The organism is Marivirga tractuosa, from assembly GCF_042140215.1.
GTDB classification, from domain to species: domain Bacteria; phylum Bacteroidota; class Bacteroidia; order Cytophagales; family Cyclobacteriaceae; genus Marivirga; species Marivirga tractuosa_A.
In genome coordinates, this window is record NZ_CP159478.1 from 1,157,328 (window position 1) to 1,181,704 (window position 24,377).

Annotated in this window: 19 protein-coding genes; 8 read left to right on the plus strand and 11 right to left on the minus strand. The window is 38.6% G+C overall.

Annotation, left to right across the window (positions count from 1 at the left end; translation table 11 throughout):
- Positions 1–259: 259 nt before the first annotated feature.
- The 4 genes from ABWH96_RS05260 to ABWH96_RS05275 all read right to left on the minus strand — a co-directional run bounded on the left by ABWH96_RS05260 (position 260) and on the right by ABWH96_RS05275 (position 5,307).
- Positions 260–1,333, minus strand: coding sequence for a hypothetical protein (locus ABWH96_RS05260; RefSeq protein WP_375580447.1), 1,074 nt, complete (start codon positions 1,331–1,333; stop codon positions 260–262).
- A gap of 120 nt (positions 1,334–1,453) precedes the next feature.
- Positions 1,454–3,955, minus strand: a complete 2,502-nt coding sequence (locus ABWH96_RS05265) for a hypothetical protein (protein ID WP_375580448.1) — start codon at positions 3,953–3,955, stop codon at positions 1,454–1,456.
- Positions 3,956–4,243: 288 nt separating this feature from the next.
- Complete coding sequence (locus ABWH96_RS05270; RefSeq protein WP_375580449.1) at positions 4,244–4,711, minus strand: SMI1/KNR4 family protein; 468 nt, start codon at positions 4,709–4,711, stop codon at positions 4,244–4,246.
- A 164-nt stretch (positions 4,712–4,875) separates the two neighbouring features.
- Entirely contained in the window at positions 4,876–5,307 is a 432-nt protein-coding gene (locus ABWH96_RS05275; protein ID WP_375580450.1) for a tetratricopeptide repeat protein, read from the minus strand.
- A 219-nt stretch (positions 5,308–5,526) separates the two neighbouring features.
- On the opposite strand from ABWH96_RS05275, the gene ABWH96_RS05280 reads away from it, so the two are divergent.
- The 4 genes from ABWH96_RS05280 (at position 5,527) to ABWH96_RS05295 (ending at position 9,682) form a co-directional block, all read left to right on the plus strand.
- The gene (locus ABWH96_RS05280) at positions 5,527–6,237 is read left to right on the plus strand and encodes a hypothetical protein (protein WP_375580451.1); all 711 of its coding nucleotides are present in this window, start codon (positions 5,527–5,529) and stop codon (positions 6,235–6,237) included.
- 41 nt (positions 6,238–6,278) lie between these two features.
- The gene (locus ABWH96_RS05285; protein WP_375580452.1) at positions 6,279–6,857 is read left to right on the plus strand and encodes a hypothetical protein; all 579 of its coding nucleotides are present in this window, start codon (positions 6,279–6,281) and stop codon (positions 6,855–6,857) included.
- A gap of 99 nt (positions 6,858–6,956) precedes the next feature.
- Positions 6,957–9,041, plus strand: coding sequence for a tetratricopeptide repeat protein (locus ABWH96_RS05290; RefSeq protein ID WP_375580453.1), 2,085 nt, complete (start codon positions 6,957–6,959; stop codon positions 9,039–9,041).
- An 8-nt stretch (positions 9,042–9,049) separates the two neighbouring features.
- The gene (locus ABWH96_RS05295) at positions 9,050–9,682 is read left to right on the plus strand and encodes a response regulator (protein ID WP_375580454.1); all 633 of its coding nucleotides are present in this window, start codon (positions 9,050–9,052) and stop codon (positions 9,680–9,682) included.
- Between the two features lie 411 nt (positions 9,683–10,093).
- Here the strand turns inward: ABWH96_RS05295 and ABWH96_RS05300 are convergent, their stop codons facing one another.
- The gene (locus ABWH96_RS05300; RefSeq protein WP_375580455.1) at positions 10,094–13,528 is read right to left on the minus strand and encodes an amidohydrolase family protein; all 3,435 of its coding nucleotides are present in this window, start codon (positions 13,526–13,528) and stop codon (positions 10,094–10,096) included.
- A gap of 135 nt (positions 13,529–13,663) precedes the next feature.
- On the opposite strand from ABWH96_RS05300, the gene ABWH96_RS05305 reads away from it, so the two are divergent.
- The gene (locus ABWH96_RS05305; protein ID WP_375580456.1) at positions 13,664–13,825 is read left to right on the plus strand and encodes a hypothetical protein; all 162 of its coding nucleotides are present in this window, start codon (positions 13,664–13,666) and stop codon (positions 13,823–13,825) included.
- A 64-nt stretch (positions 13,826–13,889) separates the two neighbouring features.
- Here ABWH96_RS05305 and ABWH96_RS05310 read toward each other — a convergent pair whose 3' ends face one another.
- A complete protein-coding gene (locus ABWH96_RS05310; protein WP_375580457.1) occupies positions 13,890–14,252 on the minus strand; it encodes a hypothetical protein in 363 nt (120 codons plus the stop codon).
- A gap of 867 nt (positions 14,253–15,119) precedes the next feature.
- On the opposite strand from ABWH96_RS05310, the gene ltrA (ABWH96_RS05315) reads away from it, so the two are divergent.
- Positions 15,120–16,400, plus strand: coding sequence for a group II intron reverse transcriptase/maturase (gene ltrA / locus ABWH96_RS05315; protein ID WP_375580458.1), 1,281 nt, complete (start codon positions 15,120–15,122; stop codon positions 16,398–16,400).
- 95 nt (positions 16,401–16,495) lie between these two features.
- On the opposite strand, the gene ABWH96_RS05320 is transcribed toward ltrA (ABWH96_RS05315), so the two are convergent.
- Together ABWH96_RS05320 and ABWH96_RS05325 are read right to left on the minus strand one after the other, a co-directional pair.
- A complete protein-coding gene (locus ABWH96_RS05320) occupies positions 16,496–16,864 on the minus strand; it encodes a hypothetical protein (RefSeq protein WP_375580459.1) in 369 nt (122 codons plus the stop codon).
- Positions 16,865–16,866: 2 nt separating this feature from the next.
- Complete coding sequence (locus ABWH96_RS05325; RefSeq protein ID WP_375580460.1) at positions 16,867–17,415, minus strand: hypothetical protein; 549 nt, start codon at positions 17,413–17,415, stop codon at positions 16,867–16,869.
- A 638-nt stretch (positions 17,416–18,053) separates the two neighbouring features.
- Between ABWH96_RS05325 and ltrA (ABWH96_RS05330) the strand changes: the two genes are divergently transcribed.
- On the plus strand, positions 18,054–19,334 hold the full coding sequence (gene ltrA / locus ABWH96_RS05330; protein WP_375580461.1) for a group II intron reverse transcriptase/maturase: 1,281 nt from the start codon (positions 18,054–18,056) through the stop codon (positions 19,332–19,334).
- Positions 19,335–19,425: 91 nt separating this feature from the next.
- Here the strand turns inward: ltrA (ABWH96_RS05330) and ABWH96_RS05335 are convergent, their stop codons facing one another.
- On the minus strand, positions 19,426–20,178 hold the full coding sequence (locus tag ABWH96_RS05335) for a hypothetical protein (RefSeq protein WP_375580462.1): 753 nt from the start codon (positions 20,176–20,178) through the stop codon (positions 19,426–19,428).
- A complete protein-coding gene (locus tag ABWH96_RS05340; protein WP_375580463.1) occupies positions 20,178–21,164 on the minus strand; it encodes a DNA cytosine methyltransferase in 987 nt (328 codons plus the stop codon). The genes ABWH96_RS05335 and ABWH96_RS05340 overlap by 1 nt, the downstream gene beginning before the upstream one ends.
- 799 nt (positions 21,165–21,963) lie before the next feature.
- Here ABWH96_RS05340 and ltrA (ABWH96_RS05345) point away from each other — a divergent pair.
- Entirely contained in the window at positions 21,964–23,244 is a 1,281-nt protein-coding gene (ltrA, locus tag ABWH96_RS05345) for a group II intron reverse transcriptase/maturase (RefSeq protein ID WP_375578447.1), read from the plus strand.
- 122 nt (positions 23,245–23,366) lie between these two features.
- Here the strand turns inward: ltrA (ABWH96_RS05345) and ABWH96_RS05350 are convergent, their stop codons facing one another.
- Positions 23,367–24,284, minus strand: a complete 918-nt coding sequence (locus ABWH96_RS05350) for a DNA-processing protein DprA (protein WP_375580464.1) — start codon at positions 24,282–24,284, stop codon at positions 23,367–23,369.
- Positions 24,285–24,377 lie beyond the last annotated feature (93 nt).

Genomic DNA, 24,377 nt, shown 5'->3' on the forward strand with positions numbered 1-24,377 from the left:
GTTCGACTCTTCTTAGGAAATTCAGATTTTCATATAATTCAATAGACAAGGCGTCTTTTTGAAGATATAGCGGGCTATATCGAGGGAAGACAACGCAGTATATTGGATTATATGGAAAAGTTTTTCCCCTTTACACCTCTAAACATCGATTTTCTTCCTAAAAATCCCTTGCAATAGCTCGCTATTGCTTCAGAATTTTTAGTTGAAACTCATTGTTTATAGGCGTTCTGAATCCTAAATAAGAATCGAACTCAGGTTATTAGCTATTGTCTGCTTCAAAACGTGTGATGACATTTTGGTGGTCTTTATTGGTGCCATGCGCCCAAAAACTGTTTTCATAATGATCAATTATATGATGGCTTTTGTAGCCTCTAGGCAACTCAATATCAATAAGTTTCTCAGTATCTAAATCAATTAATTTCTCTCTACTTTTCCAAGCATCAGAAGTTGTGAAAACAGGGGTGATGATACAGTATTTTGCGGAAGCGGTAAACCGTCCTTCCTTTCCGTTCTTACCACTGTCCAATTCATCTTCATCTTGAAAGAATAGCGTCTTTTTCACAGAATATCGCTTGTTGAAAAGGCTTTTTTCAAGTATGCTTAAACAGACATAATCCATACCGTATTTCATGTAATTTGTTCTTCTTCCTGTTGAAAAAATGTAGAGTTTGTTGTTTTTAAACAGTGCGCGGCTAAACAACATTTGCGCATGATGGTCATAGTAATTATCTAGTACACCATCGGTTCTTTTTTCTTCACTGAAAGCCCAGTTTTTATCTATGGAGCTCATATCATAACCTTGGTGTTTTAACAAATCATAATAGTTAAGTGTGATAAACTGATGGTATTTGTCAAATACAATAGAAGCCTCTTTTTTATCAAAATCTAGCTTTAAGAGAGATAATTGCCTGTTCAACCTGAAACTTTTGTACGATACATTTACAGGGATAATGTCGCAATCAGACAAGCCTAATGTGCCAATTCTAGGTGTTACACTTACGGTTTCTATATTCGTTATCCACTCACGATTTTGAAACGTAGCATCGAGTTTTATTTCAACCGCATGGTTAAGGTCGTTTTTGGGATGCCACCACAATTTTTGGTCTTTGTACACTAGCACCCCTTTGGGATGATTGATATACTGCTCGTATGCATTGATTGAAGAAGTACTGCTTTCCTTATTGTTTATGTGGAATCTAATTTTATAATCAGATTTCCAATCTTGATGCCCTTGAATAATGAATTCACTACTAGATAAAGGCAGAAAATACTTGCTGAATACATTTTCTTCAAATGTATAGGTCTCTTTCTTTATAAGTTTTAATGTACACATGGTATGGTGTTTTAAGCGGTGGTTTTTAGAGTTTCGTGTTTTTGTGATGGTCCTGAGTTTTTTCTTAATTGACGTTTCGTATTCTTTTAGCTTCTCTATTCTTGTTCTGTGTAGATGTTGTTAAAATACATTGGTTTCGTATGCTTTGAGAAATAGTTGGGAAGGGCGAACATATAAACTGTGCCCCAATTTTAACTTGACAATGCGCTCACTGTAGTTTTTGTATAAGCCGATGTTAACTGTGCCTTCAAAGCTCATTTCGTTTTCTTCATTGTATGTTTTTATGGTAATGGAATCTCCATCACGGTGGAGATGAGCGTAGGATTCAGCTTGAAAGCCATTATTATGAGTGACCCATACGCTGCCGTCTATTAAATATCCTTTTTCAAAAACTGCATTGTAGGCAATGTCATTGTTTTTATAATGGTATAGGGTGTCTTGCAATTGTCCGTTACGCTCTGTGTAGCTAAGTACTTTCTGATTGGATTTATCGTAAACAATAGTGCTTGTTTCATCTTCGGACGAGTAGCTGGTTTCAATGGTCAAGTCAGCATTTTTACTGAACTCCTTTATGATTTCCCCCTCTTTATAGACTTTACCTTTGCCATAGAAATCGATATGTGTTCCTTCGTAGGGTTCATTATTTTTATACAATAGTCTGGCAGTTTCATTTCCTTTTTTATCGTAGGAAATAACGTAGCCCTCTTTTTGACCATTTTTGTAGTTTACTGTTTTCTGTTTAATTCCGTAGGAAGAATAGGTGAAGGTGCCGTGCTTTTCACCATTTTTGTAGTTTCCCTCATTTTGGATTGTTTTTTCATCCTCTTCGTACGAAATGGATTTCCCGTGCTTCTTGCCTTTTTTATATTCAATGAATTCATGCCTACCCAATGAATAGAGAGTGCCAGTCGGTTCTCCATTTTTGTAAGTGGCTTCTGCAATCAATTCGCCCTCTCTTGAGTAAAACTTTGCTTCACCATTGTAGTCAATATCTTCTCTTAGTACGACTTTATTTTCTTTCAAATCAGTATCATAATACCTTTCATATCTTTTTTGTGTCAAGGTTTTATCATTTTCCTTTTCAATGATGGATTTTGGAAAATCGGATTGAGGGAAGTACTTATATATTGTTCCTGTATTCGTTTTGTAATCGTATTCAGATAGTTTTTTTCCTGATTTATCGAAAAATATGGCAGCAGTTTTTATACCAGTCGTACCTTCTAGATAATGAATAATACTCTTCACTTCTCCATTGCTAAAGTAGGAGATACTTTTATGGAATTCTTCATTTTCATTGTAGAAGAGAGTTTCTTTGTAGGTTTTGCCTTGATAAAATATATACCTGCTTTCACTTCTTTTTTTGCCCTCTTCAAATACCAGTTCATCCGTTATTTCATCGTTGTAATTTTTTTCAAAAAGGGTGCCTTCAATAGGTCTGGGTAGGTAGGCACTGTTTTCTAGTTGATGCAGTCGAAACTCACCTTCCTCTAATTCAACTGTTAATCTTCCTAGCACGTTTCCCGTGCTATCGTAAAATGTAATCTGAGAGTTTTCTAGAGAAGCAAAAACCTTCTTTGTCATGCGGTATGGGATTATTGCTTTTTGCACGAGGTTGTCTTCATATGTAATGATACGGTTGTCTTTTGTGCGTATGGTGCCATTTCGTTTTCCATTTTTCTCTTCATAGACACCTATTTTTTTGCCTTCATTCGTATAGCTGACAATCTTTATGGTCTCATTTTCTTCATAAAATTCTTCTCTAACTAACACGCCTGTGAGGCTAAACTCTTTATGACTAGTCTGATAACCATCAGCATAAGTTGTTTTGCTTTTGATGATGCCGTTGTAATAGAAATCAAAAGTTTCGCCCTCTTGGTAGTAGAGTAGTCCGTCTTCACGTGTGTATTGGATGACTCCTATCTGCTGTCCTTCTGGGTTATAAAAAATCTCTTGAAGTTTAGTGTCATTAAAGCTTACTTGTTTGTTTCCATTTTTATAAAATGCATCGAAGTAAAGCTGTCCTCCATTCTCAAATACTTCTATAATTTTGACACTCATTGGGTCGTTGTAATAGGTGACTCTTTTACCATTTCCATTCTGATACTCATCCTCGCTTTCATAGTAGGTGCCAATGAACTTTCCTTCGGATCCATAATAATCAGTCTTCACAATTCTGCCATCTTCGTAATAACGTTTGTATCGTATGCCATCACGATTTTTGTCAAAACGGACATCACTTATCGTTTTTCCCATATCGTAGGTGATTTCACGTGATAAATCTTTAGAATTTTCTCGATAATAGATGGCTACTCCATCCAAAGTGTTATTCTTGTAAGTTTCCTCTTGATTTACTTTTCCATTTTGAGAGTACCATACAGCCTTTCCTTCCAGATGAACTGAGTCTTTGAATCTGCTGGTTCCATTCATTTGTAAAGATCCATCTATGTAATAATCCTTCATTTTATACAAATCCCCTTCCTTTTCGAGAGGTGGTCTATAGAATGAAGCATTTTGCTTAGTAGATTGGTTCCAGTCTTTATCGAACCAAATCGTGTCGTTTTGTGCTTTTGATAGAATACTACAATTAACGATGAGGAATAGTGTAGTAAATAGAGTCTTCATTTTTATGGGTTTAGTATTGCGTGCTATGTTAAGTTTACAAATAACTCAATTTCTAGAGCGTTGACCATCCCTTTTTTCAGTGAAAATATATTTTTTAGTGCATGAGATACAAAGTTTAATCGTTAGAAAACTTGTACCTATTGAAAAACTGTAGTATCAAAAAAACGAACTAGAATTGACTGTAAACACATTTTTGCAATATTAACTGTTTTTAAGCGCACTCTAGAGTAGGGTTTGTGCCGTAGGCAAATACAGCCAGTGCAGCTCCACATAGAATATGTTGTGAGGCTATTCCTCCATGTTTTCTATAGCAGAAACTACTTCATTATAGAGAAATTCAGCAAAACTATTCGCAATTACTGTTTTTTCTTGGGTGCTTTTATAAGAAAGTGGTGTTTCCACTACCTTACCTTCTCCATTCTCGTCCACGTCTGACATATCAATTGAAAACATAGGGCCATAACCAGAAGATTTCACCTTAATCATAGTTTCAGATATGTCGCCACGTTTACGAGCATTTAATGTAGCAAATAGCGTACATGGCGCGCAATTAGCAGGTATCTCTCCAGATATGATTCCATAGAACTCCTCACTTTCAAAAGATAGTGCTCCAAACTCCCTTAAATACTGTTTAAAAGATGGAGGGAATTTTGTTTCCAATAAACGTTCACCTTCTGTAATTTCTTCATCTGTTACTGCTCCAGTGAAGTCAGCTTCTGAACTATACTTATCAATTAATTTCTTTGTGTCAATCAAGGTGTCATGTAGTTAGCATGTAAAATTATCCGTGCAAGGTACTTATTTTGCAACTTGTCATCTATCCCTATTTTCAGTTATTCTGAATCCAAAATTTGAATCGAACGCAGATTATCAAGTAACATTCCTTTTGAGAATTCTACCTTAGCCTTTTTTAAGCAGACCTACTCTATAGTGAGGCTTATGCTAGACTTCAGATAGTTGATGTATTTGACATCTTCATCCTCAAAGATATCTATTCCGTCAAGCATGTAGGCTCGGAGTAAATTATCAATTGCTTGTTGTTTATTTGCTAATTCATAAGCGCATTGCCCAATTCGTAGATAAATAAAAGGATTATCTAAAGCTTCAGCTCCTTTTTGTGCAGTTTTGAATCGTATAAGCGCACTTTCATAATCGTCAGTTTCAAAATACACGTCCCCAATGGCAACAGACAGCCAGGTAAATGCCTCCCATGAGGATTTCGGCTCCGGCAAAAGTTCTAATGCACGATGGTAAGAGTCGATAGCCTCTTCGTATTTTGAACTTTCCATCAACGCATCACCTTCAGTGCTAAACGCTACTACTTGGTCATACAAATTTTCTTCTAACTGCATTTAATTAATCCCTCAAGTTTTAGTGGTGTATATCTTTTGTTTTCCGTGTTATTGGATGGCTTCAAATGTCAAGAAAGGCAAACGACTCTCTATCCCCATTTTCAGGGAAAATACAGTTTTTTAAGAGTGAGATGATGATGTTTTCACGGAAAACAGGGATAGTCTATGTTTTTGTGACACCTACCTTTGTTGTTGTAACAAAAGAAAAATACAGTACTTATGAATAACACATTAAAAGTTGTCGTTTTTGTCTGCCTCGTAATGGTAAGCTGTGGGAGAAAGCCAGAATGGAATGAAGAAATAGCCAAGATGACGAACAAAGATATAAAATCATGGTTAAAAACAGCTCCTTTTGAAGGGCTTTGGGATCCTCACGGTAACGCCAGTAGTGACGAGATTGTATTCACAAATGTACAATCGGTATTTCCTTTTATGGGGAAATATAAAAATAGTGGAGATAGTCTTGACGACAAAGAGGATATCTATTCAAAAGATTTTTATGTGTTTAAAGATTCTACTTTTGGCGAGTCGTTCGTGCATGCCACCTTGCTGTACGAGGGGCAGCCTTTGTATCTTGAAAGCTCCTATAGGGAGAGTGCCAATATCATATTTTCGGGTGCCGCATCTGCGGGTCAATACACTAGTTCTAGCCTAGAAGAGACGAAGCTTATTGCTGAAAATAAGCAGTATCGAACAGGTGTTTATTGGGTGGAGCAAAATTATGACTACTTCTTGATGGGCTTTTACCAGAAAGACAACTTGGTATTTCAGGTGGCATTTCCGTGTCCCAAAAAAGAAGCTTCTAAGGGGCTAGATAAGCTGAAAGAGGTGTCAAGTGTGATGAACCTAAATATCAAAGAATGGGAAAATGCATCCGTTAAAGATTTAAGAAAATCCCACAAAACCTCAAGCTTCTGGAAGCGAAAGTAGTCAAGACTAACTATAAATGGCTATCAAATTTTGATACAGACATGAATAAAATACAAAGAGTGAATCTCATAGTGCTGCTACTTCTTGGTTTAATAGCTTGTACGGATAATCAAGCGGACAGAGAATCAATAGTTAGGGGCCAGAAAACAAAGTTCGTATTGACAGAGAAAGACGAAGATGGTAGGGTAATGAGCGAAGAATATATAATGCTAAACAAGGAAGAGGCGGATGAGTTTCAAAAGCAAATCCTTGAGGAGGAAGAATTGAGACGGAGAATTAAAGAACTAGAAAAAGGCTTAGCATACACGCAGTTTGATAATAATTCAGAACGAATGGTCATTTCTATCACATTAGAACATGACGGAACAGGCGACTTGTTTAGTGCCAGAGGGATTACTAATTTTGAATGGGAAGAGAAAGATAGTGTTATTTCTTTTTCCAACTTCGACCGTAGGTTTCGTTTTTCTGAATTTAGACGAATAGACAGTAAAACATTGTACACAGTAGATGAGGGTGATACGCTTATTTTTAATGGTGTCATTTCTACAAAGGATGAATTAAACATTCTTCGTATGCTAGAAAACGATAAAGATTCATTGTTGACACAGAAGTCTGAATAAGAGAGGAGATTAACCGTAGTATAGGATTCAAGAAGAAAACTGCTGTTTACTTGATAGCAGAGGCAATTAAATTTCTTAATTTTATGACTTCTTGATAATATGAAAATTGTTAGTATAATTATCTGCTTTTTATGGGTTGTGCCTAGTGTGGCTCAATTGCCTGATGCTGATGCAGCAGCTAGGGGAATGCTACATAAAGGTATTGCTCTGATTGATAGAGACCAAAATTACGAACAAGCAGAAGCAGTACTTGATTCGGCTTTAGCGTTGTCACCCACCAAAGAGACGACCATCCAAATACAGTTTGCGAAAGCGACAATGTACAGTTTTACAGGTGCTTACGATTTGGCTATCCAATACCTAGAGGACAATATTCCGCTTATTAACAACTCGGATAAGAAACAGAGGACAAGATTTCATACCAATAACTATAAGGCACTTGGCGATGCATACATGGCGAAAGGAGAGGGTACAAAGGCTATGGATAGCTACAAAATGGCTTTAAACTACGCGCAAAATCATACGAAGCAAAGCCAAGCTTTTATTTTGCATCAAATTGGGGTGCTACTTATGGGGCAGTCCTCCTATCAAGAGGCAGAAAAGTACTTGAATATGGCTACGGATGAGTATTTAAGTCCCGATTTACAAATTGGTAAGTATATCAATTTGGGTGAGATATACTTAGATAGTGATAGAGAAATAGAGCAAACAGCAGATTATTTTTTGAGAGCCAAGGAAGTTGCACTCAATCAAGATAATCTGAGAGCACTTTGTTATATTTATAATGGGCTAGGCGAAGTGAAGGTGAAAGAAGGGCGGAATCAAGAGGCGATTGTATTATTCGACAAATCGTATCAGTTAGCGGATTCTTTAGATTTAACCCCGAATACACTCACGCCATTGCTTAATATGGCAAAGTCTTATCTGAAAATAGGCGAGCTAGCAAAAGCATTCGAGCAGCTAGGCAAGGCCGAGAAAGTGGTGCTCATAGTTCCGTCCAAAACTAAACGGCTGGAGTTTTATGATACCTACGCTCAGGTACATGAAGAAACTGGGAATTATGAGCAAGCAATAGTCTTTATGCGAAAGGCGAATCAATTAAAGGACATCCTGTTTAATAAAGAGAAGGCCAAGCAGATAGAAGAACTGAAGATTGCTTACGAAACGGAGAAAAAGCAACAGCAAATTGCACTTTTGAATTTGCAGAAAAAAAAGAAAGAGCTAGAGTCTAGTCAGCAAAAAAAGGCGTTTGATAATTTGTTGCTCAAGAAAGAATTGGAGACTTCGAAACAAACCAATACCATTTTATCCTTAGAGAAAAAACGGCAAGAAAGTGAGAGTAAAATTCTGTTGCTAAAACGGGCGCAAGACTTGGCAGCCGCAAAGATTGAGCGCACTGAATTGCTAAAAAATGCGTATATTATTGGGTTTTTGGTGCTTTTAATACCTATTATCATCTTGCTGTACTTTTACTATCAAAAATTAAAAGCACAAAAGGCGCTGACACGACAGCAAGAACGAAATGCACAGCAGCAGCTCAATGAAGTGCTGAAAGAACAACAACTACAAGTGATTAGAGCATCGGTAGATGGGCAAAGTAAGGAGCGGAAAAGAATAGCATTGGAGTTGCATGATTTTGTGGGCGGAAACTTAGCAGGCATTAAACTACAAATGCAACAGTTAGAAATAGAGACAGCACTGACAAGTGAGATTATAGGGAATCTTGATATGACCTATAATCAGGTTCGAAATATTTCCCATGATTTACTTTCTGATAAGATTAGCAAGAGTACTTTTATTGAAGTGCTATCACAATATATTTCTGAATTTGAAAGTGCGACTACCTTGTCGATTTACTTTCGGTATTTCAATGAAGCACGACTGGAGGCAATGGATAGTGGAATACAAACGACTCTATTTAAAATTATACAGGAATTGCTGACCAATACGCAAAAACATGCCGATGCCAAGCGAGTGGATATTCAGCTTGCAGCTCATGAAGATAGTATTAACCTGCTATTCGAAGATGATGGAACGGGTTTTGATCAGCGCTCTAAAATGAATGGAATTGGGCTCAAAAGTATCAAGCATCGTTTATCACAATTGCAGGCAGACTTGAGAATTGAGTCGCTACCTGGACATGGCACAATCGTTAATATAGACATACCCTTAATATATAGCTAAAAGACACTATGAAGTACAATATAATCATTATTGATGACCATAAGATGTTTTTGGATGGTCTAGTGAGTATCTGTGCAGCCGAGCCACATCTGAATGTAGTATTGGCTACTTCTAGCCCAAAATCGGTCTTGCCTTTTATAGAGGATTCGACTGATGTTCATCTTGTGATATCTGATATTTCTATGCCAGAAATGGATGGCATAGAACTCAATAAAGCAATAAAAAAGAAGCATCCGCAGATTAAGACTCTGATTGTCAGTATGCATAACAACCCTAAGAAATTCGATGATTTGAGGAAGGGTGGAATAGATGGGTACTTACAAAAAAATGCACCTAAATCGGAACTGTTATCGACTATCAGCAAACTACTGCATGGTGAAACTTACTTTGCCGAGGAGGTGCTCAGCCATTATAAATCTAGTATGTTTACCACGCAAAAGGTAAAAGATGAACAGCTGAGTTTAAGAGAGGAGGAAGTGCTTACTCTTATTGCTAAAGAATATACCACACAAGAAATTGCTGATCAGCTTTATATAAGTAAACATACAGTAGAAACTTACAGAAAAAATTTAATGCTGAAACTTGGCGCAAAAAATCTTGCGGGTTTGACCAAGCATGCAGTTTACCTAGGGTTGGTTTAACGGGATGAGATACTCCTATTAACCAGTAGACATCTTCTTTATTAGGTTTTAAAATTGTTTTACCATCTAGAGTAACTCAAACTGCCAACAATCCTACATTAAGCTCTTTTGATTTGCAGTACCCGAGCTTACGGTAAAGTAAGTAATCATAATCCTGCTAGTGTGTCTTGGTTTAAAGATTTGCCAGTAAGCTGATCATGATTTGAGGATGTGATGAACCAGTTTCTATTTTCTAGACAAATTCAAAAAAGATCCATTTTCCAATACTCCTAATTAAAAAAATAGAATGACATTTAGTAGCATTTTGCAAGTGTATGCATAACGAAGAAAATAAAAGTATTTTATTTAGTACATAAAAGGGATTCTGACTTAAATCAGAATCCCTTTTTTCATTTTAAATAGGGTTAAAAATCAATCCTTTTGAACGCCTGGAACATTCTCAGGCTTTTTGGTTTGCCATTCGAAATCTTCTGCTTCTTTTTCAATAGGAGCTATTTCATTTAAATTATCAGCATTATACACCCTACCATTTTTTACTACATGAGTTAAGGTATTTGAGTTTCTGATTTCTTCCAGTGGATTTTTATCCATAATCAATAAATCAGCTAATTTACCTTCCTCTATGCTTCCTAAGTCACCTTCTAAGCCTAAAGCTTCTGCTCCTAAAATTGTGGCAGTTTTCAAGGCATCCATATTGCTCATGCCTCCACTTGCCATCGACCACAACTCCCAGTGATAGCCCAATCCTTGCAATTGACCATGGCTACCCACTCCGCCAATACCATCTGCTTCCACTAAATCTTTCATGAACTTGGCATGCTTAGGGAAAACATGCTCTTCTTCCATAAACCAAGCACCTCTTCTGCGAGATTTCTGTGCTAATTCCTCATAAGGAGTAAAATATTGAAGCTTTTTATCGTGATAGACATCTTCTGTAGCATAATAAAACTCTTCCGCCCATGGGCCACCGTAAGATACCAACAGGGTAGGAGTTACAGCCATTTTGGATTCTGCTATCGTCTGGACTGCATCTTTGTAAATTCCCACGATTGGCAAACTATGCTCATGACCTGGATAGCCATCCAATAATTGCGTCATATTCAGTTTGTAATCCAAACCGCCTTCAGTAGTTGGCATCAATTCTAGTTTCTTAGCGGCCATAATGATCCACTGTCTTTGCTGACGGTTACCAACTAAATACATTTTAATGCTCTTAGTGTCATAGTATTCACTGTATTGCTTTAAAACTTCTTTAGCATGCTCAAGCGACTTGATTTTGTACATCCAATAGCCAACGCCAGGGCCAGTACTGTACACTCTAGGGCCATGAATCATTCCGGCATCCACCATATCGGAATAAGTCAAAACATCGGTGGTTGCCGTTTGTGGGTCACGAGTAGTGGTTACACCATAAGCTAAATTGGCAGAATAAATCCAAACCTGATTTTTATGTAATCCCCAGTTTGGCCACATGTGCGCATGTGTATCTACAAATCCTGGTGTGATGGTTTTTCCGGATACATCAATGGTTTTTGCTCCATTTGGAATGTCTAAACTACCACTTTCTCCAACAGCCTTGATACGGTTGTTTTCAATTAAGATATCTCCATTTTCAATCACACCCTGATCAGTCATGGTGATGATTCTTGCACCTTTTAAAAGGATAGTGCCTTCTGGGATATCTTTTTCATAGGCTACTTTTATTTTAAGTTCTTTAGCAGTGAATCCTTCCTCTTTCCCTTCTTTGTCTTTTTTATCTTCGGATTCGTCATCACTGTCTTTTTCATCATCATCTTCTTCTTTATCCTCTTCTTTTTCTTCCTCTTTCTTTTTAGCAGCTTCTTTTTTAGCCGTAGCTACGCTATCCGCATAAGCTTTACCTTCTACTAAATCATAAATGAAATGACTGGCTCCCAATGACCAATGTACTTTTTTGCTGTCACCGCTCCAAGCAGGGAATTCACCGCCCATTACGGTTAATTTCATAGCAGGAAAAGCGGCATTATCTGCTTTCGCTAATGAGATTTTAGGAGTTTGACCATATTTAGGAATGGTCACCGAATATACATCATTATTGATTTTTGCTAAAGCCGTTTCTCCATCTGGTGAAATTCTAATTTCAGATGGTTTTGAGGCTTTATCTTTTGCTCTCCATGCTTTCTCATCACCAGGCAAAATGTTGTGAGAACCATCGTGCGCATGAATCATGTCAATAGATGAACCATAAGTGGTAATACCTGTCAATTGAAGATGCTCTTTTTCATCTGTCCCATCCCATCTGATTGAGATTAATCCTTTAGATCCATGATTTAAATAGATTCTGTCCGACACTTTTGAGAAATGAGGAGTGCTTCTTCCTTTTGCTTTGTCAATGAGATTTAGTTTTCCGCCATCTGCAGAAATCCAGGCTAAATCTTCCATCATTAATGAACCGAAGGGATCAACTGCATCTTTATAAACCTGATTGGCTCCTCTATTGAATACAATTCGGTTTTGAGTATAAGACCATTCGGGATCAAGGTATAGAGCAGGGTTTTGTGTCAGCTTTACTGGCTTTCCTCTGCCATTAGAATTAATTTTATATAAATGTCCGCCTTCTTTTTCTTCCCAGGTTGAAAATACAATTTGACTACCATCTGGTGACCATGCGGGCATTGCTTCAGTGAAATTTTGCTTGGTTAATCTTTTTGGTTCACCATCAGGCAAATCCATTACATACAATCTGTTTAAAGCAGTAAAGGCTAATTGGGTTCCATCAGGAGACGGCACACCATCTCTTATTTGCGTTACAAAAGCTTCTTTATTGTCTGAAATCGGATATTCGAATTTCAATCTTGGGCCTAATTCCAATTTCAAATCTACTTCGAATGGAATTTCAGAAGCCGTTTTTGCATTGATGTCGATTTTATGGATTTTTCCCCCATAAGTAGCGATTAGAAATTTGCTATCAGGTGTGAATGACATGGCAGGATAAACGCCTAGTGGTGCAATAGACTCTTGCTCATCTCTTTGTACCGGATACGCTAACCATTCTTCATCACCTGTTTTTAAATTTCTTCTTACTAAACCGGTTTCAGTTTCAAAGCGAGTTCCATACACTAACCATTTTCCATCAGGAGAAAGGGTAGGAGTAAAGGCTGATCCGTAGCGAGAAGTGATAGTAGCCATATCACCATCTTCCATATCGTAAGTGCCGATTTGATATTGCGGGAATTGCGCATTGTAGTTCCAAGCCGAATTTCTTTTGGAGAAGTAAACCAATTTCCCATCAGGGCTAACCGTAGGATCTGTGGTTTTTAGGTTATCGGGTTTATCGATTAATTGAGCACCAGAACCACCTTCTTTGTGGTAAATATGCAGTTTGATGTTTCTTCTGCCTTTAGCGCCTACTATATATTCTCCATCTGGGGTCCAGTCGGCTGAGAAATAGTTTTGGTTATCATCTTTGGTGATTTGTGTCATCTCTTCAGAATTCAAATCCATTGTCCAGATGTTGTCTGAACCGCTTTTATCAGAGATAAAAACAATCGATTTACCATCCGGGCTGTAACGAGGATGCACATCATAAGGCATTCCTTCTGTGATTTTAGTGGCTTTGCCACCCGTAAAAGGAATGGAATAGATATCCCCCATCATATCGAAAAGGATAGTTTTTCCATCTGGACTGACATCAACAGAAAGCCAGGTGCCTTCTTTTGTGTTAAACTCAATGGTTCTTTCCGGCTCAAGCGGAAGTTCTTTGGTTGCTTTTTTAGTGCTATCTGCCTTTTCGTCCTCTTGGGCAAAAGCACTAAAATTGATTGCGATTACCGCAATCAATAGGCTTAGTATGCTATATTTCTTCATAGATTAAATGGTTATTTATACTAGAAATGTAGTGAAATTTGTCCGTTATGCGCACAGTTATTTTAGGAATGGTTGATTTGTTAGGCCAAAGCAGCCCAAAACCCACATGCCATCAGCTATTCAGATTATACTAAAGTGGAGGGTATTCCCTTTGCGAAGCAATGGAAGTTCTGGAATTGGAGTGAAGAAGAGGGTTTACAAGATCAATTAGGAGAAGCCACTATTTCTAATATTCAGTTCTCAGATGATGCTTCGATTTTTGATAAGAAAGAGGGGGCGGTGAAGGTGGCTGAATAATTGGAGCTATAAATGATTGAACTGGCACAAACAATAGGTTTGTGCCAGTTATAAAGTGGTAAGCTTATTTTTCTCCCACTATTTTTTCATAGTCCACGCTGGCTTTTGCTCTGCCTTTTGGGTTTGGATCTAAGTAGAGTTCGTAGCCTTTTAAGAGTTTTACTTTTTTTACTTCATCTTTCAGGATTGGGATTTCTTCGATAACTTTTCCTTCCTGCTGGACTCTAATAGAGAATTCCCTTTTTCCAATGTTTTTGACAATGGCATAGCAATCTTGTCCGAAATAAGGGTTTATAGTGGCATCCTGACCAGTTCCTTTTCCTGTCATAATCATACTCTGAGAGGACTCCAGTACAAATTCGGTTTGAGCACTTCCTTCAAAATGCAGGAATAATAAGAGCGAAGTGGCAAGGATTATGATTCTCATGGGAGTAGGATTTAGGGTGAAAGATTTACTAAATATATCTTAATATTTGATATCTAAGTAGTTATAAAGCAATTTGTTAATTCATTTTCTGTATTCACTTGGGCTCCTTTCACTTTTATGTGTTGCTTGAAACCATAATAATTAAAATTATTATGCTAAATAAGGCAATTCCAACGAATGCGTTTAAAAAGACATTATCATTCCAATAGGCTTTAAGAGATCTCTTTCTCCCGCATAAAAGCCAACGGATAACTGCACCTGGGAAACTGAACAGGAAATTTATGATGCCTTCGATGAAAATGGTTGTGAGTAATTCTGCTGTTTTAATTTTTAGGGATGACCGTTTGTGTATGGCGCGTATCCCAAAGGGTATGCACCATACACATTGTGTGTGCCTAGCATGGCACGAGTTGAAAGATACTCAGATTATCTTGAGGGTGCAAGTCCCTTGTATGCGAGCAGCGAAGCATACTAGCAAGTGGCAAGGTCGGTTGAAGCGATTCATTGACTGAAGGAAGCCAAACGGCAAATCCCTGTTCTGACGAACAGAAACTACATACGGAGGCTCAACAACCGTGGTCGAGCAAGCACATCATTGCAAAGGCCGTGCTGTCAGTGGTATTGAGTAGATGTAGCAGAAATAGGGAGAAAGATAAGTGCCTTACCTAGGGAGGTCTCTAGATGTCTGGAACATCAAAGAGAAGTCAGCAGAGGTCATAGTAATTGACAGCAACGAGCCTTGCAAAGCAGGGAAGCCTCACAAGTCAATGAAGGACCGAACATTGAATGCTGTTTTAATTCGGATAGGAGTCCGCTAATTGTGGGTAGCCTATCCTTAAGCTAACAGCTTGTAACAGATTAACGCATATGATAGAACAAGTATTTAAGCGTAAGAATCTGCTCAAAGCGTACCGCCAAGTGGTGCGCAATAAAGGAGCATCAGGAGTAGATGGCATGCCAGTCCAGGAATTAACCTCACATATTGAGGCTAATCGGGACAGGATATTGACCGACATCCTGAACCATCGCTATGTACCGCAAGCTATCAGAGGTGTTGAGATTCCCAAAAGCAATGGTAAAGTAAGACTGTTGGGAGTTCCCACAGTAACAGACAGGTGGCTGCAACAATCCGTTAGCCAAGTGTTGATGAGCAAGTATGAACTTGACTTTGCAGACCACAGCTACGGCTTTAGACCAGAGAAGAATATCCATAAGGCAGTGACACAAGCCTTGAAGTACATCAATGATGGATATCAGGACATAGTGGACATAGACCTTAAGGGATTTTTCGATGAAGTAGACCATGCTGTCCTACTGGAACTCCTCTACCAAAAGGTCAAATGCCGTACTACCTTGAGGTTAATCCGCAAATGGCTTAGAGCCCCGATATTAATTAACGGGAAGCTAATGAAGCGTAGGAAAGGAATGCCGCAAGGTTCACCCCTTAGTCCATTACTATCCAATATTATGTTGGATGTGCTGGACAAGGAATTTGTAAGAAAAGGATACAGATACGTCCGCTATGCAGATGATTTCAGTATATACACGAAATCAAAAGCAGAAGCCAAGAGGATAGGGAATGAGGTTTATTTGTTTTTACAAAGTAAGCTAAAACTACCTATCAATAGGGAGAAAAGCGGAATCAGAAGACCGAGCAACTTTGAGTTGCTTGGTCACGGGTTTGTACCCACTTACAAGAAAGGTGAAAAGGGCAAATATCAATTGGTGGCAAAGAAAAGCAGTTGGGGTTCGCTCAAGCGTAAACTCAAAGGGATTACCAAGAAAACCAGACCCTACAAGTTTGAAGAACGGCTCAAGAAACTGGCAGAAATATGCAGGGGGTGGGTCAATAATTACCGACTCGCCAGCATACAAGCCAAGCTCAAAGCCCTCGATGAGTGGCTACGGAACCGACTTCGATACTGTATATGGCATGACTGGAAAAAACCAGAGAGGAAACGTAAAAACCTGATTCGACTAGGAGTAGATAAAGATCATGCTTATGCATGGAGCAGGACGAGAAAAGGAGGATGGGCAATAGCCCAAAGTCCAATCTTGATAACCACAATCACTTTGTCAAGACTTAGGAGAAAAGGGTATGAATCAATGCTTTCCTATTACTTAAGGACGCAAGTAGTCATTCAATGAACCGCTGTATACGAGACCCGTACGTACAGTGGTGTGAGAGGCGCACCGTGGGCTCATGGCTCACGGCCGTCTACTCGATTAGCCATTGTTATTTTCTATCCCCATTCTCCATCTTGAAAATCAAATCTCATTATCTCCGCTCCTGGTTCTATAGTTACAAGTGCGGTCGTATCAAGGATAGTCCACTTTTCAGAAAATCCTGCCGAAAAATCAAGGGTATTATTACTCAATGTTACTTGAACAGATTTAGCCGTTTTATGCTTAAATACAATTTCAGAACCTTGTTCAGATTCTATTTTATAAGGCTCTTCTGTTGTTAAATACTTAATGATTGCATCTCTTGATTCTTTTGTAAATTCTGGAACAAGCTCAGGTGATTCCTCTAAAATCTGCCCTAGGTCTTTGTGTTCAGACCTACATTTCATAGCAAAATTCCTTTCAACAGCAGTAATATCGTAACTCATAGTTAATTATATTTAAACACAAGCAGAACCTCATCAGCACCAGAATCTGCTTGTCCAATTTTCAAGTTTTCCAAAAGTATTTTTATATCGCAAATATTGTCATCAAGATATGATCCATTCCAGACTGTATGTAAACCATTTTGTTTTTCTAGTTCCATCATCTTTAATAGTTTTTCAACAGCAGTTTTAATATCTTCTATGCGACACCATGTTTCATGATCTTTGAAGTCTTCTTGATAAATAAATTTTTCGGATTCATAATCGTATTTCAAATAAGTCGCTTTATATTCTTTTGGTAGTTTTTCACCAACAGATTTTCTATACTCCAATTCTTCATTTGTAAACGCATAGTCATTATGAATAACTAAGGATTGGTGCTCAATTTGTGTCAAAGTTTCAATGGAAGCTTTATCAATTTGTTCCAAAATCTTTTCCTCATACTTCTCAGAATTCTGAAGTAAGTTTGAAAGACAAAAATCATCATATAAATTCAAAGGAAGGGGTTCCTTTATTTGACCTTCTTTTTTTAATATTGCTGCTATAGTACTCATACTGCTTTTTTAATAATGGCTAACGATTAGGCTAAGAAACGTGGGGCTTTTCGAAGCAATTCTCTGTCTAGCTTAACCAACAGTTCCTGTGGAAAACTAATCTTGCTAAAACTACTAATTGCCCATGTTTTCTTAGGTATTGTGTGTGCCTAGCATGGCACGAGTTGAAAGATACTCAGATTATCTTGAGGGTGCAAGTCCCTTGTATGCGAGCAGCGAAGCATACTAGCAAGTGGCAAGGTCGGTTGAAGCGATTCATTGACTGAAGGAAGCCAAACGGCAAATCCCTGTTCTGACGAACAGAAACTACATACGGAGGCTCAACAACCGTGGTCGAGCAAGCACATCATTGCAAAGGCCGTGCTGTCAGTGGTATTGAGTAGATGTAGCAGAAATAGGGAGAAAGATAAGTGCCTTACCTAGGGAGGTCTCTAGATGTCTGGAACATCAAAGAGAAGTCAGCAGAGGTCATAGTAATTGACAGCAACGAGCCTTGCAAAGCAGGGAAGCCTCACAAGTCAATGAAGGACTGAACATTGAATGCTGTTTTAACCGTCTGCGCAGGCAGGTTCGAATAGGAGTCCGCTAATTGTGGGCAGCCTGTCCTTAAGCAAACAGCTTGTAACAGATTAACGCATATGATAGAACAAGTACTTAAGCGAAAGAACCTGCTCAAAGCGCACCGCCAAGTGGTTCGCAATAAAGGGACATCAGGAGTAGACGGCATGTCAGTCCAGGAATTAACCTCACATATTGAGGCTAATCGGGACAGGATATTGACCGACATCCTGAACCACCGCTATGTACCCCAAGCTATCAGGGGCGTTGAGATTCCCAAAAGCAATGGGAAAGTAAGACTGTTGGGAGTTCCCACGGTAACAGACAGGTGGTTGCAACAATCCGTTAGCCAAGTGTTGATGAGCAAGTATGAACTTGATTTCGAAGACCACAGCTATGGGTTTAGACCGGAGAAGAATATCCATAAGGCAGTGACACAAGCCTTGAAGTACATCAATGATGGCTATCAGGACATAGTAGACATAGACCTAAAGGGATTTTTCGATGAAGTAGACCATGCAGTATTACTGGAACTCCTCTACCAAAAGGTCAAATGCCGTACTACCTTGAGGCTAATCCGCAAATGGCTTAGAGCCCCGATATTAATTAAAGGGAAGCTAATTAGGCGCAGGAAAGGAATGCCGCAAGGTTCGCCCCTTAGCCCATTACTGTCCAATATTATGTTGGATGTGCTGGACAAGGAATTTGTAAGAAAAGGATACAGATACGTCCGCTATGCAGATGATTTCAGTGTATACACGAAATCAAAGGCAGAAGCCAAGAGGATAGGGGATGAGGTTTATTTGTTTTTACAAAGCAAGCTGAAACTGCCTATCAACAAGGAGAAAAGCGGGATCAGAAGACCGAGCAACTTTGAGTTGCTGGGTCACGGATTTGTACCCACTTACAAGAAAGGTGAAAAGGGCAAATACCAGTTGGTGGCAAAGAAAAGCAGTTGGGGTTCGCTCAAGCGTAAACTCAAAGGGATTACCAAGAAAACCAGACCGTACAAATTTGAAGAACGGCTCAAGAAACTGGCAGAAATATGCAGGGGGTGGGTCAATAATTACCGACTCGCCAGCATACAAGCCAAGCTCAAAGCCCTCGATGAGTGGCTACGGAACCGACTTCGATACTGTATATGGCATGACTGGAAAAAACCAGAGAGGAAACGTAAAAACCTGATTCGACTAGGAGTAGATAAAGATCATGCTTATGCATGGAGCAGGACGAGAAAAGGAGGATGGGCAATAGCCCAAAGTCCAATCTTGATAACCACAATCACTTTGTCAAGACTTAGGAGAAAAGGGTATGAATCAATGCTTTCCTATTACTTAAGGACGCAAGTAGTCATTCAATGAACCGCTGTATACGAGACCCGTACGTACAGTGGTGTGAGAGGCGCACCGTGGGCTCATGGCTCACGGCCGTCTACTCGATTGGGGGCAGTTTCTATTCTCTTTTCTCTACAGTTACCCATGATTTATCAAAACCGATTGCATTTAAAATTTTTGTTTTATCAAGAGCTTCTGGTTGTTTCAATTTTAAAATTAAACTACTTTTAGGAACCTCTTCGATAATTGTGAATTGAGAGCCATGCGGTTGCCAAACAAATTGTTTATCGGAAGTTCCTTTAACATACCCTTCCAAGTTTCCATTTTTATTCCAAAAAAAATCGAAGAGTTCAGGGTCATAGCGAATGGTGTCAAATTCGAAAACTGCAACTTGCGAGAGGTCATCTGACTTGACAAGAACAACCGTTCTTAGATGCTTAAATTTTTCTCGAATGGAGGAAACTCTTTCATTCCAAATTTCAAGAACTTGTTCACCTACTTCATTAGGGTCGGCAGAAATGTCAATGGTGCCACCGTATGAGTATACTATTGAGTTTCTACCAGAAATTAGACGAACCTTTTTTAAAGTTCTAAAATCCTTAACTCCTGACTTTACTGTTTTTGCACCCCAAGCAGTATTACCAAATACGACATCATCAAGCCCTACATTAGAAGGCTTCCAATCTGCTCCAATACAGTGAGCAAAAATCTCTTCCCATTCTGAGCCTTCAAGAACTCCTTTACCTTTTGAAGCTAATAGATAGACAATTTCTCTGCCAAGTATGTACGGAAAATCAGAGCCAAACTCATTGAGTGGATATGGTGGCAGAGTTTTGTTTACTGTTCTGAGTTTTGGGGATTGCTTTGCCATTAACTCGGATTATATTTTAAATCGTATTCTCTTAAAACGGTTGCTTGGTCAAGAGAATTTGCAACATAAGGAAGAAGTTTCTGCACAACTGCTTTTATCATATTAACTGGAACGGCATTACCTGCTTGTTTTTTAGCTTGACCGTCACTTACGACAATTTTATATGAATCTGGAAATCCTTGTAATCTAAACATTTCTCTAGGAGTCAGTCTTCTTTCTCCATTTACAAGCAAGTAATTATAGGAGGCTCCTGCTCTCAATGCGCAAGAAAACGGATATGAGCAGATATTTCCTGATTTATTTTCATGCCAAATTGAAGGATAGAAAGAAGATTTATGACTTCCTTCTCTTTTTGAACGTATGTATTCAGAAGCATAATGTTTTTCATCAACTGACTGTTCTAAAATTTCCGTGAGTGGCTTGTAAGGTCGTATAGGTTCGGGAAAAGTGAACATTATTGGTTCTTTATGACCAACAATAACTATCCTTTCTCTTTTCTGTGGCAAGCCGTAATCAAGAGCATTTAAAACACTATATTGTACGTGATACCCAAGTTCTTTTAAAGACTTCATAATAACTTTGAGAGTGTTTCCTTGGTCGTGTCCAACAAGTTGTTTCACATTTTCAAGAACAAAAGCTTTTGGTTTTTTCTCTTTTATTATTCTAGCAATATCAAAAAATAAAGTCCCGCGGGTGTCATTTAGACCTTTCATTTGACCAATTATACTAAAAGGTTGGCAAGGAAAGCCCGCAAAAAGAATGTCATGGTCTGGTATATCCTTTTCGTCAATTTGAGTTATATCTCCATAAGGTCGTTCGCCAAAATTTGCCTCGTAACTATCTTGAGCAAACTTATCGATGTCAGAGGAAAAAACACATTCCGCTTTTATATTAACTTCTTGGCAAGATTCTTCAAATGCAATTCTGAAACCACCAATCCCGCAGAAAAGGTCAATAAATCGGATTTGTTCTCTATTATCGTACATGTGCCAAATTTACTTTTTTATTTTCTTTTTTAAAAGTGCTTTCTCGTTCTTACCAACAGAGTATCGTTGGCTTTTGTTAATTTATGCTTTACCAAACTTTTGGCAAATTACCTTTTGTATTTTCAGGTTTTCATTTATTATAACTGCTCTTCTGCTTGCTATCGAAGTCAATGGTTTAGCTATAATCAACATTGCCCCCAACGGTTAGTATATGAAAAGTAGGCGATTTCGATGCACTTCACTTTCGGTTAAGCATAAACTTTGATTCGAGCCAAAAGCCTTTAATTTATTACTGTTTCGCCTATTTTTTATATACATTGTGTGTGCCTAGCATGGCACGAGTTGAAAGATACTCAGATTATCTTGAGGGTGCAAGTCCCTTGTATGCGAGCAGCGAAGCATACTAGCAAGTGGCAAGGTCGGTTGAAGCGATTCATTGACTGAAGGAAGCCAAACGGCAAATCCCTGTTCTGACGAACAGAAACTACATACGGAGGCTCAACAACCGTGGTCGAGCAAGCACATCATTGCAAAGGCCGTGCTGTCAGTGGTATTGAGTAGATGTAGCAGAAATAGGGAGAAAGATAAGTGCCTTACCTAGGGAGGTCTCTAGATGTCTGGAACATCAAAGAGAAGTCAGCAGAGGTCATAGTAATTGACAGCAACGAGCCTTGCAAAGCAGGGAAGCCTCACAAGTCAATGAAGGACCGAACATTGAATGCTGTTTTAATTCGGATAGGAGTCCGCTAATTGTGGGTAGCCTATCCTTAAGCTAACAGCTTGTAACAGATTAACGCATATGATAGAACAAGTACTTAAGCGTAAGAATCTGCTCAAAGCGTACCGCCAAGTGGTGCGCAATAAAGGAGCATCAGGAGTAGATGGCATGCCAGTCCAGGAATTAACCTCACATATTGAGGCTAATCGGGACAGGATATTGACCGACATCCTGAACCATCGCTATGTACCGCAAGCTATCAGAGGTGTTGAGATTCCCAAAAGCAATGGTAAAGTAAGACTGTTGGGAGTTCCCACAGTAACAGACAGGTGGCTGCAACAATCCGTTAGCCAAGTGTTGATGAGCAAGTATGAACTTGACTTTGCAGACCACAGCTACGGGTTTAGACCAGAGAAGAATATCCATAAGGCAGTGACACAAGCCTTGAAGTACATCAATGATGGATATCAGGACATAGTGGACATAGACCTTAAGGGATTTTTCGATGAAGTAGACCATGCTGTCCTACTGGAACTCCTCTACCAAAAGGTCAAATGCCGTACTACCTTGAGGTTAATCCGCAAATGGCTTAGAGCCCCGATATTAATTAACGGGAAGCTAATGAAGCGTAGGAAAGGAATGCCGCAAGGTTCACCCCTTAGTCCATTACTATCCAATATTATGTTGGATGTGCTGGACAAGGAATTTGTAAGAAAAGGATACAGATACGTCCGCTATGCAGATGATTTCAGTATATACACGAAATCAAAAGCAGAAGCCAAGAGGATAGGGAATGAGGTTTATTTGTTTTTACAAAGTAAGCTAAAACTACCTATCAATAGGGAGAAAAGCGGAATCAGAAGACCGAGCAACTTTGAGTTGCTTGGTCACGGGTTTGTACCTACTTACAAGAAAGGTGATAAAGGCAAGTACCAATTGGTAGCAAAGAAAAGCAGTTGGGGTTCGCTCAAGCGTAAACTCAAAGGGATTACCAAGAAAACCAGACCCTACAAATTTGAAGAACGTCTCAAGAAATTGGCAGAAATATGCAGGGGGTGGGTAAACAATTACCGCCTAGCGAGCATACAAGTCAAGCTCAAAGCCCTCGATGAGTGGCTAAGGAACCGACTTCGATATTGTATTTGGCACGACTGGAAAAAGCCAGAGAGAAAACGTAAAAATTTAATTCGCTTAGGGATTGATAAAGGCCAGGCATACGCATGGAGCAGGACGAGAAAAGGAGGCTGGGCAGTAGCCCAAAGTCCAATCTTGATCACCACTATCACTTTGTCAAGACTTAGGAGAAAAGGGTATGAATCAATGCTTTCCTATTACTTAAGGACGCAAGTAGTCATTCAATGAACCGCTGTATACGAGACCCGTACGTACAGTGGTGTGAGAGGCGCACCGTGGGCTTATGGCTCACGGCCGTCTACTCGATTAGGTGCTGGTGTTCTTTCATTCCGTATGTTTCTATTTGAAAATTAACCGAATAAATCTGTCTGAAAGTTATTTTGCTTAATCGCCTTTTCTTTATCTATTTCAATATTGTTTATGAGTTCTTCCAAACTTTTTTGAGTCAAAACTGTAACAGATTTTCCGTCATTGATTAACTCCCGATTTAAATCAAACATTGGATTATTTGAGTCAAGATTTTGGTCATACATAACGGCTCTTGGAATATTATAGTCTTTTGCAAATCCCATTGCCAATCTTGCTCCACTATCCAATTTTTGACCAAATAATTTCCATCTTTCAGCGGTGTCTTGAGCATAACTTGCGGCCAAAATTATAGTATCACAATATAATGCTTGTAATCTGTCACGGTCTTTATATCGACTACTTAAATCCATTGCTGATTTATGCTCGTCAAAATATTCAGATACCAAAAGTCCACCTTGTTCGACTATTTCAAATGCTAAACTCTTATTCTTTGCTGGCATTATTTTATAAAGAGGACTTGGTAAAATAGCAACAGTTTTTCCGCCAATAAGTGCTTGTTTATGAGCAATACTATCACATCCAAAGGCTAAACCACTAACGATTGTTATCCCTTTTTTGACAATTTCTGAAACTATTTTTTGTTCTCGACTTTCAATTGTTTCGTCTGGATTGAGAAGTCCAATTACAGTAACGTTATTATTTTCAAAGTCAATCAGACTTAAATCTCCTTTGTAAAAAAGAAATATTGGTCTTTCACTTTCCTTTACATTTCCTCTATATTTTGGAAAGTTTGTATCGCCAATTGCAACAAGACCATCACAACTTTCTTCAAATGTTTCGATTTGATTTATTATTTGATTTCTATTGAATTCAAAATCATCAAAAGTTATTAATTCGTCTTGTTTTGTATTGCTATTTATTAATGAAACAATTTTATCGACACTTTCATTTCCTTTCAAATATTTAACAATCCAAGCCCTACCAATTCCTTTATAGGTTTTTGCAGTTAAGATATTGATTGCGTTGTCTGTGTACTTCATTTGAATTATATT